General features: G+C 57.4%; 14 protein-coding genes and 1 riboswitch. All 14 genes read right to left on the bottom strand.

What is annotated here, in order from left to right; genetic code table 11:
• Positions 1-302: 302 nt before the first annotated feature.
• The 14 genes from XYCOK13_RS22170 to purE all read right to left on the bottom strand — a co-directional run bounded on the left by XYCOK13_RS22170 (position 303) and on the right by purE (position 15545).
• Entirely contained in the window at positions 303-425 is a 123-nt protein-coding gene (locus tag XYCOK13_RS22170; protein WP_280520912.1) for a hypothetical protein, read from the bottom strand.
• A gap of 341 nt (positions 426-766) precedes the next feature.
• Positions 767-1429 carry a Bax inhibitor-1/YccA family protein gene (locus tag XYCOK13_RS16065; RefSeq protein ID WP_244865207.1) on the bottom strand — a complete coding sequence of 221 codons (663 nt, stop codon included), beginning with the start codon at positions 1427-1429 and terminating at the stop codon, positions 767-769.
• A gap of 260 nt (positions 1430-1689) precedes the next feature.
• Positions 1690-2964 (bottom strand): phosphoribosylamine--glycine ligase, encoded by a 1275-nt coding sequence (gene purD / locus XYCOK13_RS16060; protein ID WP_213413257.1) that lies wholly within the window; start codon positions 2962-2964, stop codon positions 1690-1692.
• Between the two features lie 137 nt (positions 2965-3101).
• Complete coding sequence (gene purH, locus XYCOK13_RS16055) at positions 3102-4643, bottom strand: bifunctional phosphoribosylaminoimidazolecarboxamide formyltransferase/IMP cyclohydrolase (RefSeq protein ID WP_213413256.1); 1542 nt, start codon at positions 4641-4643, stop codon at positions 3102-3104.
• Between the two features lie 130 nt (positions 4644-4773).
• Positions 4774-5424, bottom strand: coding sequence for a phosphoribosylglycinamide formyltransferase (gene purN, locus XYCOK13_RS16050; protein WP_213413259.1), 651 nt, complete (start codon positions 5422-5424; stop codon positions 4774-4776).
• Complete coding sequence (purM, locus tag XYCOK13_RS16045; protein ID WP_213413255.1) at positions 5424-6464, bottom strand: phosphoribosylformylglycinamidine cyclo-ligase; 1041 nt, start codon at positions 6462-6464, stop codon at positions 5424-5426. Before purM ends, purN begins: the two co-directional genes overlap by 1 nt.
• A 318-nt stretch (positions 6465-6782) precedes the next feature.
• Positions 6783-8378, bottom strand: coding sequence for an amidophosphoribosyltransferase (purF, locus tag XYCOK13_RS16040; RefSeq protein ID WP_213413254.1), 1596 nt, complete (start codon positions 8376-8378; stop codon positions 6783-6785).
• Entirely contained in the window at positions 8363-10603 is a 2241-nt protein-coding gene (purL, locus tag XYCOK13_RS16035; protein WP_213413253.1) for a phosphoribosylformylglycinamidine synthase subunit PurL, read from the bottom strand. Before purL ends, purF begins: the two co-directional genes overlap by 16 nt.
• Positions 10584-11270 carry a phosphoribosylformylglycinamidine synthase subunit PurQ gene (gene purQ / locus XYCOK13_RS16030; protein ID WP_213413252.1) on the bottom strand — a complete coding sequence of 229 codons (687 nt, stop codon included), beginning with the start codon at positions 11268-11270 and terminating at the stop codon, positions 10584-10586. Before purQ ends, purL begins: the two co-directional genes overlap by 20 nt.
• Entirely contained in the window at positions 11270-11533 is a 264-nt protein-coding gene (purS, locus tag XYCOK13_RS16025; RefSeq protein ID WP_213413251.1) for a phosphoribosylformylglycinamidine synthase subunit PurS, read from the bottom strand. Before purS ends, purQ begins: the two co-directional genes overlap by 1 nt.
• 92 nt (positions 11534-11625) lie before the next feature.
• Complete coding sequence (locus XYCOK13_RS16020; protein ID WP_213413250.1) at positions 11626-12516, bottom strand: phosphoribosylaminoimidazolesuccinocarboxamide synthase; 891 nt, start codon at positions 12514-12516, stop codon at positions 11626-11628.
• A gap of 70 nt (positions 12517-12586) precedes the next feature.
• Positions 12587-13885, bottom strand: a complete 1299-nt coding sequence (gene purB, locus XYCOK13_RS16015) for an adenylosuccinate lyase (protein ID WP_213413249.1) — start codon at positions 13883-13885, stop codon at positions 12587-12589.
• Positions 13882-15057, bottom strand: a complete 1176-nt coding sequence (gene purK / locus XYCOK13_RS16010; protein ID WP_213413248.1) for a 5-(carboxyamino)imidazole ribonucleotide synthase — start codon at positions 15055-15057, stop codon at positions 13882-13884. Before purK ends, purB begins: the two co-directional genes overlap by 4 nt.
• Entirely contained in the window at positions 15054-15545 is a 492-nt protein-coding gene (purE, locus tag XYCOK13_RS16005) for a 5-(carboxyamino)imidazole ribonucleotide mutase (RefSeq protein ID WP_373314427.1), read from the bottom strand. The genes purK and purE overlap by 4 nt, the downstream gene beginning before the upstream one ends.
• Positions 15546-15857: 312 nt before the next feature.
• Positions 15858-15959: riboswitch (purine riboswitch) on the bottom strand.
• Positions 15960-16326 lie beyond the last annotated feature (367 nt).

Below are 16326 nucleotides of genomic sequence, written 5' to 3'. Positions count from 1 at the left end.
CAAAATCTTTGACAGACCCCAAAATAAAGGGAATTTACGGATTTATTTCGTTCATACGCGCCCCCGCTGATCAAATAGCGGAACCCCGTGGTCTTATTTCACACTTAGCACCTGCTTGAATGCACATAGACTCCGGATACGACCAATAATTCCCGCTATTTTCTCCCCTGTTGAGAAGAAGACCGAAATAAGACCAATAATTTCCTTAAATTTGGGATGACAATGACCCGTTTGCTTACCCGAAACGAATTGCCCGGATCAGCATCCCCCCGATCAACTCACGACTAGCCATCCTCATCCATCTACTTTTCCATTTCCGTCATCCCAACTCCATCTACATCCCTCTCTTTCCCCAACTTCATTCCATCCCCATCCTCTACTTTTCCATTCCCATCATCCCAACTAATCTCCATCTCAACTTCCATCTACACCCCTACCCCATCTACATCCCTCTCTTTCCCCAACTTCATTTCCATCCCCATCCATCTACCTCCACCGACATCTGCACAAAAACAAAACCTCGCGCGCCCTTTGCCTGCTTCCCACATCCCCTATTCAACATAGCAGCAAATGCAAAAAACCTTCGTCTCGTCTGGCTGCCAAGGTGCGGCATGCGCATAACGATAACGAAGGCTTTTTCCTCTTGTGGGACGCATAGATGGAAAGCTAAGCCGGTATCAGACGGCAGACGGTTGTCGCCATGTGCTTAATCGACTGACAAAATACCAGGACTCGTTCTGGCTGACAAGGCTGCCGCCGATGCGTTCTAGTCGTCCGACAATATGCCCAGAATTTGCAGCAAGTACAGGAACAAGTTAATAAAGGACAGGTACAGGCTCAGTACGGCGAGCGGGATCATCTCGTCCGGCAGCCCGTGCTTGTATTGGGAGATGTCGTATAGGATAAACCCGGAGAACACGAGCACCCCGAAAAATCCAATCGTCAACCCGAGCGCGCCTGTATGCATCGCCGGGACGAAAAATCCGATCAGCGAAAAGCCGATCAGCGCACAGATGCCGACCATCAAAAATCCGCCCAGGAAGCTGAAGTCACGCTTGCTGTTGTAAGCGTACAGCGTCAGCCCTCCGAAGATCAACACGGTCAGGATAAACGCCGCATGAACAATGCCGGCTCCGCCAATACCCGCATAATGCGCGATCGCCGGATAAATCGTAATGCCGCTGATAAATACGAAGGCATACACGAATCCGTACCCGATCGCTTTGCCTTTCCGGCGGATAAAGATCGAAGCAATCAGCATGCCGATATTAATGACGATCAGCGGCAGAAATAGGGCCGGCGGCACATGCGTGCCGACGAACGTGCCGACGAAAGCCACCAAGATGGACAAGGTAAACATGCGCATCAGCTTGTGAAAAGACGCATTGTAATCCTGTTCGGCGGCCATGACGGTTTGTCTGGTTTCCATGTTCAATCAATCCCTCTCTTCCTCCATAAGCTATTCCACTTGGATGCACGTCCGGCAGTCCAAGCAACTATTACCATTGTATCATATTTTTTCGGCAATCATACCGAGAATTTGGCAAAAGGACTCGAGTCATCCCCCCGCTGCCAAGCGGCGAGATCAAGCGCCAACGAAGCGCATCGCGCACAGTCGCCACGCCAGTCAAATGCCTGTAGCCCGGCATCTCGCATGATGTCGTTCATTCCGCAAGCCCCGTCTCCCAGCTAGCCTTGCTGCGAGAGATCGAATGCCTTCTTCCCGATATCCGTCCGATAGTGGCGGCCCTCATAGACGATCCGCTCCACATCCTCATATGCCTTGGCGCGGGCCTCCGCCAAGTCTGCGCCCAGCGCGGTGACGCCCAGCAGCCGGCCGCCATTGGTGACAATCTGCCCGTCCTTCTCGGCTGTCCCGGCGTGGAACACGATCGATTCCCGCACGTCGTTCAGTCCGCTGATCGGCATGCCTTTCTCGTAAGGTCCCGGATAGCCGCCCGAAGCTAGAACCACGCAGACTGCTGCTTCATCCGTCCAGGAAATCTCCATGTCCTGCAAGCGTCCGTTCACCGTCGCCAGGAAAATATCCACCAGCTCCGTCTCCAGACGAGGCAGCACAACCTGCGTTTCCGGATCGCCGAAGCGGCAGTTGAACTCAATCGTCTTCGGCCCGTCCGGCGTGATCATCAAGCCCGCATAGAGCACCCCTCTGAACGGACGCCCTTCGGCAACCATCGCCTTCGCCGTTGGCTTGAGGATCGTCGCAATCGCTTCGTCCACAATCGATTGCGGGATGTGCGGCACCGGAGAATACGTGCCCATGCCTCCCGTATTCGGCCCACGGTCATTGTCATAGACCGGCTTATGATCCTGTGCCGGCACCATCGGTCGAACGACCTCCCCGTCCACGAAGGCCAGGATCGACATTTCCTGCCCGGTCAAGCATTCCTCGATCACGACCGAATTGCCCGCATCGCCGAAGCTCTTCTGCACCATGATGTCGCGCAGCGCCGTTTCGGCCTCCTCCCACGTTGAAGCGACCGTTACCCCCTTGCCTGCCGCCAAGCCGTCGGCTTTAATAACAATCGGCAAGCTTTGCTCGCGCAAGTAGGCATGTGCAGACTCATAGTCCGTGAATGATTCGTACGCTGCTGTCGGAATGCTGTATTTTTTCATCAGATCCTTCGTAAACACCTTGCTGCCCTCGATAATCGCCGCATTCTTCCGCGGTCCGAACACCGGAATGCGATGCGACTCCAGCACATCCACGATGCCTGCGAACAACGGGTCTTCCGGACCTACGACGACCAGGTCCACCACGTGATCCAGCGCGAACTGCGCCAGCTCTTCGAACTGGTCCTCCTGAATCGGCACATTCTCCGCAAATTCCGCAATGCCGGCATTGCCCGGCGCGCAGTAAATCTTGGTGATCTTGGCGCTTTTGGCAAGAGCCCACACAATCGCATGCTCCCTGCCGCCGCGGCCTACTACTAAAATACGCACTGCTAATTGCCCCCTGTCACCCTCGTCTATTTCCTTCATCATAGCGAAAAAGCGGCGCCCTGACTAGTCCCTTCGGCAGGGGCCGGAGCGCCGCAACGAATACCCGCAAAAGTAATAGAAACCTTCAAAACCTTCGATTAGTGCTTGAAATGGCGAACGCCGGTGAACACCATCGCGATGCCGTACTTGTCCGCCGCCTGAATCGACTCCTCGTCCTTGATCGAGCCGCCCGGCTGAATGATCGCCTTGACGCCCGCCTGCGCCGCCAGCTCCACCGTATCGCCCATCGGGAAGAACGCATCGCTCGCCAGAGCCGCGCCCTGCGCCTTGATCCCGGCTTGCTCAATCGCAATCCTGGCCGCGCCGACCCGGTTCATCTGTCCGGCACCGACGCCGACCGTCATATCATCGTTCGCCAGCACAATCGCATTCGACTTCACGTGCTTGACCACCTTCCAGCCGAACAGCAGCTGCCGCATCTCCTCCGGCGTCGGCTGCCGCTTCGTGACCACCTTCAAATCCGCCTCGGTCAAGCTGCGGTCATCCACATCCTGCACCAGAGCGCCGCCTTCTACCGTCACGACAATCGGGTCCGCCGCTTTCTTCAGCGCTCCTTCGCCAAGTGCGAGCAGGCGAATGTTCTTCTTCTGCATAAGGATTTCCAGAGCCTCCGGCGAGAACGTCGGCGCGATGACAATTTCCAGAAAAATGCCGTGAAGCCGCTCCGCCGTCTCCTTCCCAATCTCGCGATTGGCCGCTACAATGCCGCCGAAGATCGAAGTCGGATCAGCCTCGTAAGCCTTCACGTACGCCTCGTCAATCGTCGTACCGATGCCTACGCCGCACGGATTCATATGCTTGACCGCCACAACCGCCGGCTCCTGAAATTCCTTCAGAATCGAAATCGCCGCATTCGCGTCGTTAATATTGTTGTAAGAAAGCTCCTTGCCGTGCAGCTGGGCAGCAGTCGTAATCGTGCCTGCCTCTGCCAACGGCCTGCGGTAAAAAGCAGCGCTCTGATGCGGATTTTCCCCATAGCGCAAATCCTGCACCTTTTCATAGGTTACCGTCAACCGCTCTGGATAAGCCTCTCCGGTCTGCTTGGACAGGTACTCCGAAATCAGGGCATCGTAAGCGCCTGTATGACGGAACACCTTGGCAGCCAAGCGCTTGCGCGTATCCAGTGTCGTATCGCCGTTCTGCTCGATTTCCTCCAGCACCGTGCCGTAATCTGCCGCATCCACGACAACGGTGACAAAAGCATGGTTCTTCGCAGCGGAACGCAGCATCGTCGGCCCGCCGATGTCGATATTCTCAATCGCATCCTCATAGCTGACATCCGGCTTCGCAATCGTCTGCTGGAACGGATACAAATTCACCACGACCAGATCGATATAGTCTAGTCCGAGCTCCTTCATCTGACGCACATGCTCCTCGCTATCGCGAATCGCCAGCAGCCCGCTGTGCACGGCTGGATGCAGCGTTTTGACCCGTCCGTCCAGCACCTCCGGGAACCCCGTAACCTCCGAAATGCCCGTGACCGGCACCTGATTTTGCTCCAGCAGCGTCTTCGTCCCGCCCGTCGAGATGAGCTGCACACCCTTTTCCGCCAGCTTGGCGGCGAATTCCACAATGCCTGTCTTGTCCGAAACACTGATTAACGCACGCTTGATTGCCACTTGATTGCCTCCGTTCTGAATAATCTTCCTTTTTTGCCCTTTGATCCAGACCGTTCCTCTTTCTCGAAAAAAGAAGCCAAACCTCCGAAGCGATCCCATTCACCGAACCTGCCACACACAACCGTTCCTGCTACTCCGCCAGCACTGCCACTTTCCGATCCTTCAGCTGCACACGGCCTTGCTGCATCCAGCCAATGACGCGCGGGTACAGCTCCCGCTCAACTTGGTGAATGCGTTCGATCAGCGTGTCCTCCGTATCGCCTTCCTGAATCGGCACGGGCTCCTGCGCGATAATCGGTCCCGTATCCATGCCGAGATCGACGAAGTGCACCGTAACCCCGGTCACCTTCACCCCGTATTCGAGCGCATCGCGCGCGCCGTGCGTGCCGGGAAATGCCGGCAGCAACGACGGATGAATGTTGATCATCCGGCCGTAATACGGCTCCACCAGCACCGGCGTCAGCAAGCGCATATAGCCGGCCAGCACGACCAGGTCGATCTGCCGTTCGCGCAGCTTGTCGAGCAGCACGCGCTCGTAGTCTTCCCGCGACCCGTAATCCTTCGGGCTGAACACAAATGCCGGGACGCCGGCCTTCTCCGCCCGTTCGATCACATAAGCGCCGGGACGGTCGCAGACGAGCAGCTCCACCTGCACGTCCAATTGCCCTGACGCCGCTTGATCGGCGATCGCCTGAAAGTTGGAGCCGCTGCCGGAAGCGAATACGGCAATCCGCAGCTTGCCTGGAGCTTGCCGCCCTTGCTCCGTCTGCGGGCCCGGCATCACTCAGCCGCCCCCGCAAACTGCACGCGCTTGTTGCCAAGCGTCACGCGGCCAATCTTGTACGCCTTCTCGCCCATCTCTTCGGCAATGCGGATCGTCTCTTCCGCTTGCTCCTGCGGCACGATCACGACCATGCCAATGCCCATGTTGAATGTCGTGAACATGTCGTCGTGCGAGATGCTTCCGTCCTGCTGGATTTGCTGGAAGATTGGCTGGATCGGCCACGTGCCTTCCTGGATCTCCACATTCACATCAGCAGGCAGGATGCGCGGAATATTCTCGATGAACCCGCCGCCTGTAATGTGCACCAATCCGTGCAAGCGCACCTTTTCCTTCAGCGCCAGCACCGTCTTGACATAGATGCGAGTCGGCGTCAGCAGCACTTCGCCTAACGGCTGGTCGAAGCCCGGCAGTGTCTCGTCAAGCCGGTAGCCCTTCGTCTCAAGCAGCAGCTTGCGCACGAGCGAATAGCCATTGCTGTGAATGCCGCTGGACGCGAGGCCAATCACACAGTCGCCCGGCTGAATGCGGGAGCCGTCAATCATTTCGCTGCGTTCCACGATGCCGACCGTAAATCCGGCTATGTCATATTCCCCGTCTGCATACATGCCCGGCATCTCGGCCGTTTCGCCGCCAATTAGCGCACAGCCCGCCTGCACGCACCCGTCGGCAATGCCTTTGACAATGCTCTCAATCTTCTCCGGCACGAGATGGCCCGTCGCCAAATAGTCCAGGAAGAACAGCGGCTCCGCTCCTTGCACGACGACGTCGTTCACGCACATGGCGACCGCATCGATGCCGATTGTATCGTGCTTATCCATTTGGAACGCCAGCTTCAGCTTCGTGCCAACACCGTCGGTCCCGGATACAAGCACAGGCTCCTCATATTTCTTCGGGGGCAGCCCGAACAAGGCGCCGAACCCGCCCAATCCGGTCAGCACCTCGGGCCGAAACGTCTTTTCCACATGCTTCTTCATCCGGTCCACAGCTTCGTTGCCTGCGGCAATATCCACCCCGGCTTGCTTATAAGCGTCTGACACTCGGACTCACTCTCCTTTTAGCTTTTTCCTATACCTCGCCCGCAGCCGCACAATCGACATTCCAGGCCGACTCCCATTTAGTGATCATCTCTGATCTTATTTCACCTGCAACCGGCCCGCTCGCCCAATTAGTGATCATTTCTGATACTTATTTCAGCGACCAGAGCCAACTTTCACCCGAAATCCGGGAATTAATGACCACGGATGATCACTAATTCCCAGATGCCGCACAATTACTGCGAAACAAGATCAAAAATGAGCGTTATTCGCAACAAGACGCATGATCTGCACACCCTTTGCCAAACCAATGCCGTCCGTTTACCTGACCGTGATGCGCTCCTCGGACACGCCGTGCTCCTGCGCCAGCTTCGTCGGATAGTCGTTGTCGAAGCAGGCGAGGCACATGCCGCTGTTGATGTCGTTGTTGTTCGTCCCGATCGCCCGCAGCAGTCCGTCCTTGGACAGGAAGTGCAGCGAATCGGCATTGATCTGCTTGCGGATTTCCTCCACCGTCTTGTTGCCGGCAATGAGCTCATCCTTGCTCGGCGTATCGATTCCGTAATAGCACGGATTCATGAACGGCGGCGAGCTGATGCGCACATGGACCTCCGTGGCGCCCGCTTCCCGCAGCAGGTTCACGATCCGCAGGCTCGTCGTGCCGCGCACGATTGAATCGTCGATCATGACGACCCGCTTGCCTTCCACCACCTTGCGCACCGCGCTGAGCTTCATCTTCACGCCCTGCTCGCGCAGCTCCTGGCTCGGCTGGATGAACGTGCGGCCGGTATAGCGGTTCTTGATCAAGCCCAGCTCGTAGGGAATGCCGGTCTGCTCGGCGAAGCCAATCGCCGCAGAGATGCTCGAGTCCGGGACGCCGGTTACCACATCCGCATCCACGAACGACTCCATCGCCAGCTCGCGGCCCATCCGCTTGCGCGCCGAATGGATGTTGATCGCGTCAATATCGCTGTCCGGACGGGCGAAATAAATGTACTCCATCGAGCATACGGCACGGCGCTGCCCCTCGGCGAACTTCATCTCGCGCAGGCCCTCCGCATCGATGACGATAATTTCGCCCGGCTTCACATCGCGCACATATTCGCCGCCAACCGCGTCGAAGGCGCACGACTCGGAGGCGAACAGCCAGGCATCGCCCAGCTTGCCCATCACGAACGGGCGCAGGCCGTGCGGATCGAGCGCCGCAATGAGCCGATCACGCGTCATGAACAGGAACGCATAAGCGCCCGTCACTTGGCCCAGCGCTTCCTTGACCGCCTCCAGCAGATCGTCATGCCTGGAGCGCGCGATCAGATGCGCCACCACTTCCGTATCGCTGGAAGTCTGGAAGATCGAGCCTTCCCGCTCCAGACGGCGGCGAATTTCCGGCGCGTTGACGAGATTGCCGTTCGTGGCGATGGCCAGATCGCCTTCCTTGTACTTGAAGACGAGCGGCTGCGCGTTCGCCAGCTTGCTCTCGCCAGCCGTCGAATAGCGCACATGCCCGATGCCAATCGAGCCCTTCAGCGTAGTCATCAGCTCGTTGTCGAACACTTCCTTGACGAGGCCCATCCCGCGGTGATAGACGAAGTGATCGGCATCCGCTGTGCAGATGCCCCCGCTTTCCTGACCGCGGTGCTGGAGCGCATGCAGGCCGTAATAATTCAATTGGGCGGCGTCCGGATGACCGTACACCCCGAATACGCCGCATTCTTCCTTCAATTTATCGAAAAAGCCGTCATGATCATGGGTCACGCCATCGTTGTAGAATCGTCCGGTCCAGAGCGGGGAAGCCTCAGCTTGGGCGTATGGTCTAGCCGCGCCTGCGGAAGCGTTCGTCCGCTGCGGCGCGAAGAGCTGCCCATCGCCCGCCCGCTGCCCTGCCTGTCCGGAAGAGTCTGTTACTTCATGAGGCATGGAATCGCATCCTTCCAAGTTCGTTCGAGTTGTTCGACCGTTGCTGCAATTTTCTCGCTGCCATTCACATTTACCTTCAAGGATGTTCCGCCTGCGGTGCCAATTCGGCTGCAAGGCACGCCTTGCTTCTGGAAGAAGTCCAGAACCTGCTCTGCCTGCTCCGCCTTGACGGAGATCAGCACGCGCGACTGGCTCTCGCTGAACAATGCTACGTCCGGACGCAGCGTCGTATCCACGGCAATCTCGGCTCCCAGCTCGCCGGCTATGCAGCTTTCCGCCAGCGCTGCCGCCAGGCCGCCTTCCGCCAAGTCATGCGCCGAAGCGATCAGCCCGGCCTGAATGGCTTCCAGCAGCGCATCTTGCAGACGCTTCTCCACGTCCAGATCGATTGCCGGCGGACGGCCTTCCGTCACGCCGTGCAGCACATACTGGAACTCGCTGCCGCCAAGCTCTGCCTTCGTCTCGCCGAGCAGCAGCACTGCGTCTCCCTCAGCCTTGAAGCCCTGTGTCGTAATGTGGTCGAGATCGGCAATCAGGCCGACCATGCCGATAACCGGCGTCGGGTAAATCGCGCCTTTGGCATTCTCGTTGTACAGGCTGACGTTGCCGCCGATAACCGGCGCGTTCAGCTTCACGCATGCCTCGGAGATGCCGTCTGCCGCACGCTCCAGCTGCCAGAAGATGTCCGGCTTCTCCGGGCTGCCGAAATTCAGATTGTCTGTAATCGCTAGCGGCTTGCCGCCGGAGCACACGACGTTGCGCGCAGCTTCGGCCACGGCAATCTTGCCGCCCACTTCCGGATCGAGGTACACGTAGCGTCCGTTGCAATCCGTCGTCATCGCCAGCGCCTTGCGCGTGCCTTCCACGCCGACCACTGCCGCATCCGAACCCGGCGGCACGAACGTATTCGTCCGAACCATATAGTCGTATTGGTTGTACACCCATTCCTTGCTGGCTACCGTCGGGGAAGCCAATACGCGCAGCAGCGCATCGTTCAAATCCGTCACTTCCGGATATCGGGTTGTATCCACCTTCGCATTCGCTTCATAATACGCCGGCACCTTGGAAGGCTTGTGATAGACCGGACACTCGTCTACGAGCGCTTTAACCGGCATATTACCGACCTCTTCGCCGTGGTGGATCAGCCGCAGACGGCCGTCATCCGTCACATTGCCGACATTGACACAGTGCAGCCCCCAGCGCGCAAAAATCGCCTTCGCCTGCTCCTCTTTATCCGGCTCGACAACGAACAGCATCCGCTCCTGGGATTCGGACAGCATCATTTCGTAGGCCGTCATGCCCGATTCGCGCTGCGGCACCCGATCAAGATGGAGCACCATGCCGTTGCCGGCCTTGCTTGCCATCTCGGCGCTGGAGCACGTCAGCCCCGCTGCGCCCATGTCTTGAATGCCGATGACGATGCCGGAATTGATCAGCTCGATGCACGCTTCCATGACGAGCTTCTCCATGAACGGATCGCCGACCTGCACAGCCGAGCGCTTCGCTTCCGACTCTTCCGTCAGCTCCTCCGAAGCGAACGTCGCCCCGTGGATGCCGTCGCGGCCCGTCTCCGGCCCGACATAAAATACCGGGTTGCCAATGCCGCTGGCCACGCCGCGCTGAATCTTGTCATGATCAATGATGCCGACGCACATCGCATTGACGAGCGGGTTGCCCTCGTAGCTCTCGTCGAACATGACCTCGCCGCCAACAGTCGGAATGCCGATGCAGTTGCCGTAACCGGCGATGCCGGACACAACGTGCTCGAACAGGTACTTGACCCGATCATTCTCCAGGCGTCCGAAGCGCAAAGAATTGAGCAGCGCCACCGGGCGCGCGCCCATCGAGAAGATGTCGCGGATAATGCCGCCCACCCCGGTTGCAGCGCCTTGATACGGCTCCACCGCAGACGGATGGTTATGGCTTTCAATCTTGAACACGACCGCCTGGTTGTCGCCGATATCGACGATGCCCGCGCCTTCGCCCGGTCCCATCAGCACCTGCGGCCCATCGACCGGAAAGCGCTTGAGGATCGGCTTCGTGTTTTTATACGAGCAGTGCTCCGACCACATGACGCTGAACACGCCGATTTCTGTGTAGTTCGGCTTGCGTCCGAGAAAACCGCAAATCATCGCATATTCCTCGTCGGTCACACCCATTTGTTTATATAATTGCTGTTCTTCGATTTGTTCCGCTGTCGGTTCCTTAACGAGCTGCTGCGCCATTTTGTTCCCTCCAAGCACTAAGAATGGACGTAAACATGCGTTTTCCGTCTACCGATCCGAGCAGCTCCGAAACCGCCCGCTCCGGATGCGGCATCATGCCGAGCACATTGCCCGCCTTGTTGCAGATGCCCGCAATATCGTCAATCGAGCCGTTCGGGTTGGAGCCCGCATACCGGAACACGATCTGGTTGTTCGCCTTCAATTCCGCCAACGTTGCTTCATCGCAATAATAATTGCCTTCGCCATGCGCGATTGGAATATCTATCACTTCGCCTGCCTCATACTCTCTGGTGAACGGCGTGGACGCATTTTCCACGCGCAGGTCCGCCGGATGACAGCGGAACTTCAAGGAGTTGTTGCGCAACAGTGCGCCAGGCAGCAATCCGGCTTCGGTCAGGATCTGGAAGCCGTTGCAAATGCCGAGCACATACTTGCCCTCTTCTGCAGCCTTCACCAGCGCACCCATGACGTTCGTGAAACGGGCAATCGCGCCGCAGCGCAAGTAATCGCCATAGGAAAATCCGCCGGGCACAATAATGCAGTCATATGCGGACAAATCATCCGCCGTGTGCCACACATAGTCTACCGGTTCGCCTAGCGCCTCGACGGCCTTGTAGCAGTCAATATCGCAATTGGAGCCCGGAAATACCAATACGCCAAAACGCATTAGACGCCCTCCTTCACATGCTCCGTCAGCTCAAAACGGTAATCCTCCACGACCGTATTGGCCAGCAGCTTCTCGCACATTGCCTTCAGGCGGCTCTCCGCTTCAGCCCGGTCCGCCGTATTCAGATCGATCTCCATATATTTGCCGATGCGCACCCGCTCCACATCATCGAATCCCATCGTGTGCAGCGCTCCCTGAACCGCAGTGCCTTGCGGGTCAAGCACATTTTCCTTAATCGTTACATAAACGGTCGCTTTGAACATTTGGCAATGGCCTCCTTATAGGTTCGACCTGTCCGGTCGATGATTGATCTTTTTTTGTGCACTACTATATATGAAGAAAAAAAGAATACACTTTAAGCTTCCGTCAACCGGCGGTAGATGTCGCGGTATCTGGCCGACGTCGCTTCCACAACCTCTTGCGGCAACGGGTCGGGCTCGCTGTTCTTGTCCCAGCCGGAGCCTGCCAAGTAGGCGCGTACTGGCTCCTTGTCCATGCTGTCGATTTCAATGTCGAGCGCGTAATTGTCCTTCGCCCAAAATCGCGAGGAATCCGGCGTGAACAGCTCGTCAATCAGAATAATTTCGCCATCTGCCAAGCCGAATTCAAACTTGCAGTCTGCAAGCAAAATTCCTTGTTCCTCGCATTTCTTCGCGGCGAATTGATACAGCGCCAGACTCTTCTCCTTCAGCGCCAGCGCCAGGTCCTCACCCACACGGCGGGCCATCTCCTCGAACGGGATGTCCTCGTCGTGGCCGACGTCATTTTTGCCGGCCGGCGTGAAGATCGGCTGCTCCAGCCTCTCATTCTTGCGCAGGCCTTCCGGCAGCTTGATGCCATTCACTTCACCCGTTTTTTGGTATTGTCTCCATCCGCCGCCGGTAATATAGCCGCGCACGACGCATTCGATGTCAATGCGCTCGGCCTTCTTCGTTACCATGATACGGTCTTGCAGCTTGCCGGGCCCTGCAATCTTGTCGGCAATCCGATCAATGTCGGTATGCACGACATGGTTCGGCAGCAGCTCCTCCGTCTGCTCAAACCAGTACTTGCTCAACAAGTTCAGCACACGACCCTTGTCCGGAACGGCAGGCTTGAGCACATAATCGAAGGCGGAGATCCGGTCCGTCACCACGATCAAGTAGTGCTCGCCGAGATCGTACAATTCCCGTACCTTGCCTTTGTACAACAGAGGCGCGCGTACAAGCCCTTCCGCTGTATCGAGCGCATAATCCGATGGTTTCATCTCACAGGCCTCCCAATTAGACGCGTCTAGCGGCAACCCATTGGGCAACCGCTGCGCGTTCGAATGTCGGTTATTCGGTTAAGCCAAGCCGTTCAAAAATCGTGTCGACATGCTTCAGATGCCAAGCCGGGTTGAAGCAGTCCTCAATTTCTTCCTTGCTGAGCACCTCTGTAATAGCCGGCGAGGACAGCACAATGTCCTTGAAGGAGCGCTGCTCCTCCCACGCCTGCATCGCGCGCGGCTGCACGGTGTCATACGCCTGCTCGCGGCTGAAGCCCTTGTCGATCAGCTTCGTCATGACCCGGCCAGAGAACGGCACGCCGTAGGTGCGTTCCATGTTGCGCTTCATATTGTCCGGGAAGACGGTCAGGTTTTGCACAATTCTGCTGAAGCGGTTCAGCATGTAGTTCAGCAATATCGTCGCATCCGGCAGGATGACGCGCTCCACCGAAGAGTGCGAGATATCGCGCTCGTGCCACAGCGGCACATTCTCATAGGCCGATACCATATGGCCGCGAATGACGCGGGACAGGCCGGAGATGTTCTCGCAGCCGATCGGGTTGCGCTTGTGCGGCATCGCCGAGGAGCCCTTCTGGCCCTTCGCGAACGGCTCTTCCACCTCGCGGAATTCACTCTTCTGCAGGGCGCGGATTTCGGTTGCGAACTTGTCCAGGGAGGTCGCGATCAGCGCCAATGTCGCCATGTATTCCGCATGACGGTCGCGCTGCAGCGTCTGTGTCGAGATCGGCGCAGACTTCGTGCCGAGCTTCTCGCACACGAACTGCTCGATGCGCGGATCAATGTTCGCGTACGTGCCGACTGCTCCGGAAATTTTGCCATACTGCACGCCGTCCGCCGCATGATCGAATCGCTCCAGGTTGCGTTTCATTTCTTCATGCCACAGCGCCAGCTTCAGTCCGAACGTTGTCGGCTCGGCATGCACGCCGTGCGTGCGGCCCATCATGACGGTGTGCTTGTATTTCTTCGCCTGCTCGCTCAAGATTTCGATGAAGTTCACAATATCGCGGCGCAGAATCGCATTCGCCTGTTTCAGCAAATAGCCTAATGCCGTATCTACTACATCTGTCGAAGTCAGGCCGTAATGCACCCATTTGCGCTCTGGTCCCAGCGTCTCGGAAACGGCGCGGGTGAAGGCGATGACGTCGTGGCGGGTTTCCTGTTCAATTTCATAAATCCGGTTGATATCGAAGGATGCTTTTGCGCGCAGCGCCTCCACGTCTTCCTTCGGAATAACGCCCAGCTCCGCCCATGCCTCGCATGAGCACAGCTCGACCTCCAGCCATGCCTTGAATTTGTTCTCCTCTGTCCAGATCGCCGTCATTTCCGGTCGGCTGTAGCGTTCGATCATCGTTTTCCCTCCGTCTGCCATATGCCTGCCGCTTCCACCCAGTCGAGCGCATCCTCGACTGTCTCTGCAAGCAGATTGATATGACCCATTTTTCGATTATGTTTGCTCTCCTGCTTTCCATATACATGCAGCTTCGGCACAACCCGCGGCCGCCGCTCTGCTGCGGCTTCCTCCGCGGCCAACATCGCCATCAGCGGCTCCATGTGCTGACCCAGCACATTGACCATCACGACCGGCGTCATTAGCTCTGTCGATGCAAGCGGCAAGTTGCAGATCGCCCGCAAGTGCTGCTCGAATTGCGAAGTATGGCATGCCTCCATCGTATAGTGTCCCGAGTTGTGCGGACGCGGCGCCAGCTCATTCACGAATAGCTGGCCATCCTGCGCAACGAACATTTCTACCGCGATCAAGCCGACAACCTCCAGATGCTCCGCAATTTGCGACGCCATCTGCTCTGCTTCTCGCGCCAGGTGTTGCGAGATGCGCGCCGGTACGATGGACAAGTGCAAAATGTTGTTGACATGCACATTCTCCGAGACAGGAAAGGTGCGGATCTCGCCATCCGGATTGCGCGCCGCAATTACGGATATTTCCCGCTCGAAGTGAATGAACTGCTCCAGCACTAGCTCTGTCCCTGCCTGTGAAAGAGTCGCGAAGGCCTCATCGACCTCATCTGCTGAGCGCAGCACCCATTGGCCCTTGCCATCATATCCGCCGGTAGCCGTCTTCAACACACAAGGGAAGCCGAAGGTTGCGGACGCTTCCCGCAGCGCCTCTGCCGTCGGAATTTCGCGGTACGGCGCCACCTTCACGCCTGACGCCTCAATAGCCCGCTTCTCGCGCAGCCGATGCTGCGTCGTGAACAGCAGCCTGCTTCCCTGCGGCACATAGCTTTCCCGCTCCAGCAGCGCCGCGACCCCGGCATCTACATTCTCAAACTCGTAAGTAATCACGTCCGACTGTGCCGCCAGCTTGCGCGCATCAGCCTCGCTGTCATATGGCGCAATGAGCTGCTGATCAGCTACCTGGCCGCAAGGCGCGTCCGGCGTCGGGTCCAGCGTGACGAAGCGATAGCCCATCGCCCGTCCCTGCAGGGCGAGCATGCGCCCCAACTGTCCGCCGCCTAGAATGCCTATCGTGCTGCCGGGCAGGATACGGTTGCTGCGGCTCATAGCGTCTCACTGCTTTCCAGCACTTCTTGCTTGATGCGCTCGCGGCGCGCCTCCGCCTTCAGCCGCACCTGCTCATCGAAAGCGCCGATGATCTGTGCCGCCAGCAAGCCGGCATTCGTCGCGCCCGCCTTGCCGATCGCCACCGTCGCCACCGGAATGCCGCCGGGCATCTGCACGATCGACAGCAGCGAGTCCAAGCCGTTCAAGGCTTTCGATTGTACGGGAACGCCAATGACAGGCAGTGCTGTCTTGGCCGCCACCATGCCGGGCAGATGTGCGGCTCCGCCCGCCCCGGCAACAATTACCTTCAGCCCGCGTTCGACCGCCGATTCCGCATAGTCAAACATCAGGTCAGGCGTGCGGTGCGCAGAGACAACCTTTTTCTCATAAGGCACACCGAGTTCGTCCAATATATCGCATGCATGTTTCATGGTTTCCCAATCCGACTTGCTACCCATAATGACGCCGACCATTGCCTGTTGTGCCATCGTTTTTCAGTCAACCCGCTTTCCTGTAGTGTCAACCCACAATTGTGAATCGCAGCTTCGAACCCTATATTCATTCCTATCGGGGGCCTTCGTGCAAACCCGCGGAAAGTGAAGCGAATCCTTCAAGCTTATTCCTGCTATCCCGACCCATGATCTCCGGCGAAAAAAGAAAATAACGGGTCAGGTTGCTATCCCGCCCGTCGAACTCTGAGTACCTAAGCGGCCTTATCCGTATTTTTACACACGAAACGAAAAGCATGCCCCTCTGACCTTACTCGCACCTTGGTTGCGATGCCTCGTCAGTCGTACACGCCTTGGCCGTCAAGTCCTCGTAGTCCAAAAATTTACGGTCTTTGGGTAGAGACATCCGGGCCATATCCCCGGTTTTATACGAGTTCTTATCCAATTTCATCTCTTTTAGTGTAGCAGTCGTATGGGGTCAGTGTCAACCCGAAACCCGAACATTCTCACCCCTTTTCAAGCAAAAGTTCGTATTTTATCAAGTGCACTTTCCCTTTTCACTGGAACACGTCTAGATTCCCTGCAAATTTCCACCATCTCCCTAGCTTCAACCGAGCCCGCGACCTCATCGAGCCAACGATCAACCGCTGCCCAACTGGTTCAGCTGCTTGCGCCAGAGTCAACCTGCAGCTCAACCGATTCGGAGAACGCGCCTTAACCGATCTTAGCAATCCCTTTATGTTGTTCAGACATATAAGGGAAAAATTCGGTCTTATAACATCCCCACGCAACAAGTCTAGATGACGTAAATTAGTTTGTG

The sequence above is a fragment of the Xylanibacillus composti genome (assembly GCF_018403685.1).
Lineage (GTDB): Bacteria > Bacillota > Bacilli > Paenibacillales > K13 > Xylanibacillus > Xylanibacillus composti.
Note: the sequence above shows the minus strand (reverse complement) of the source record. Positions and strands in the feature narration are given on the sequence as shown.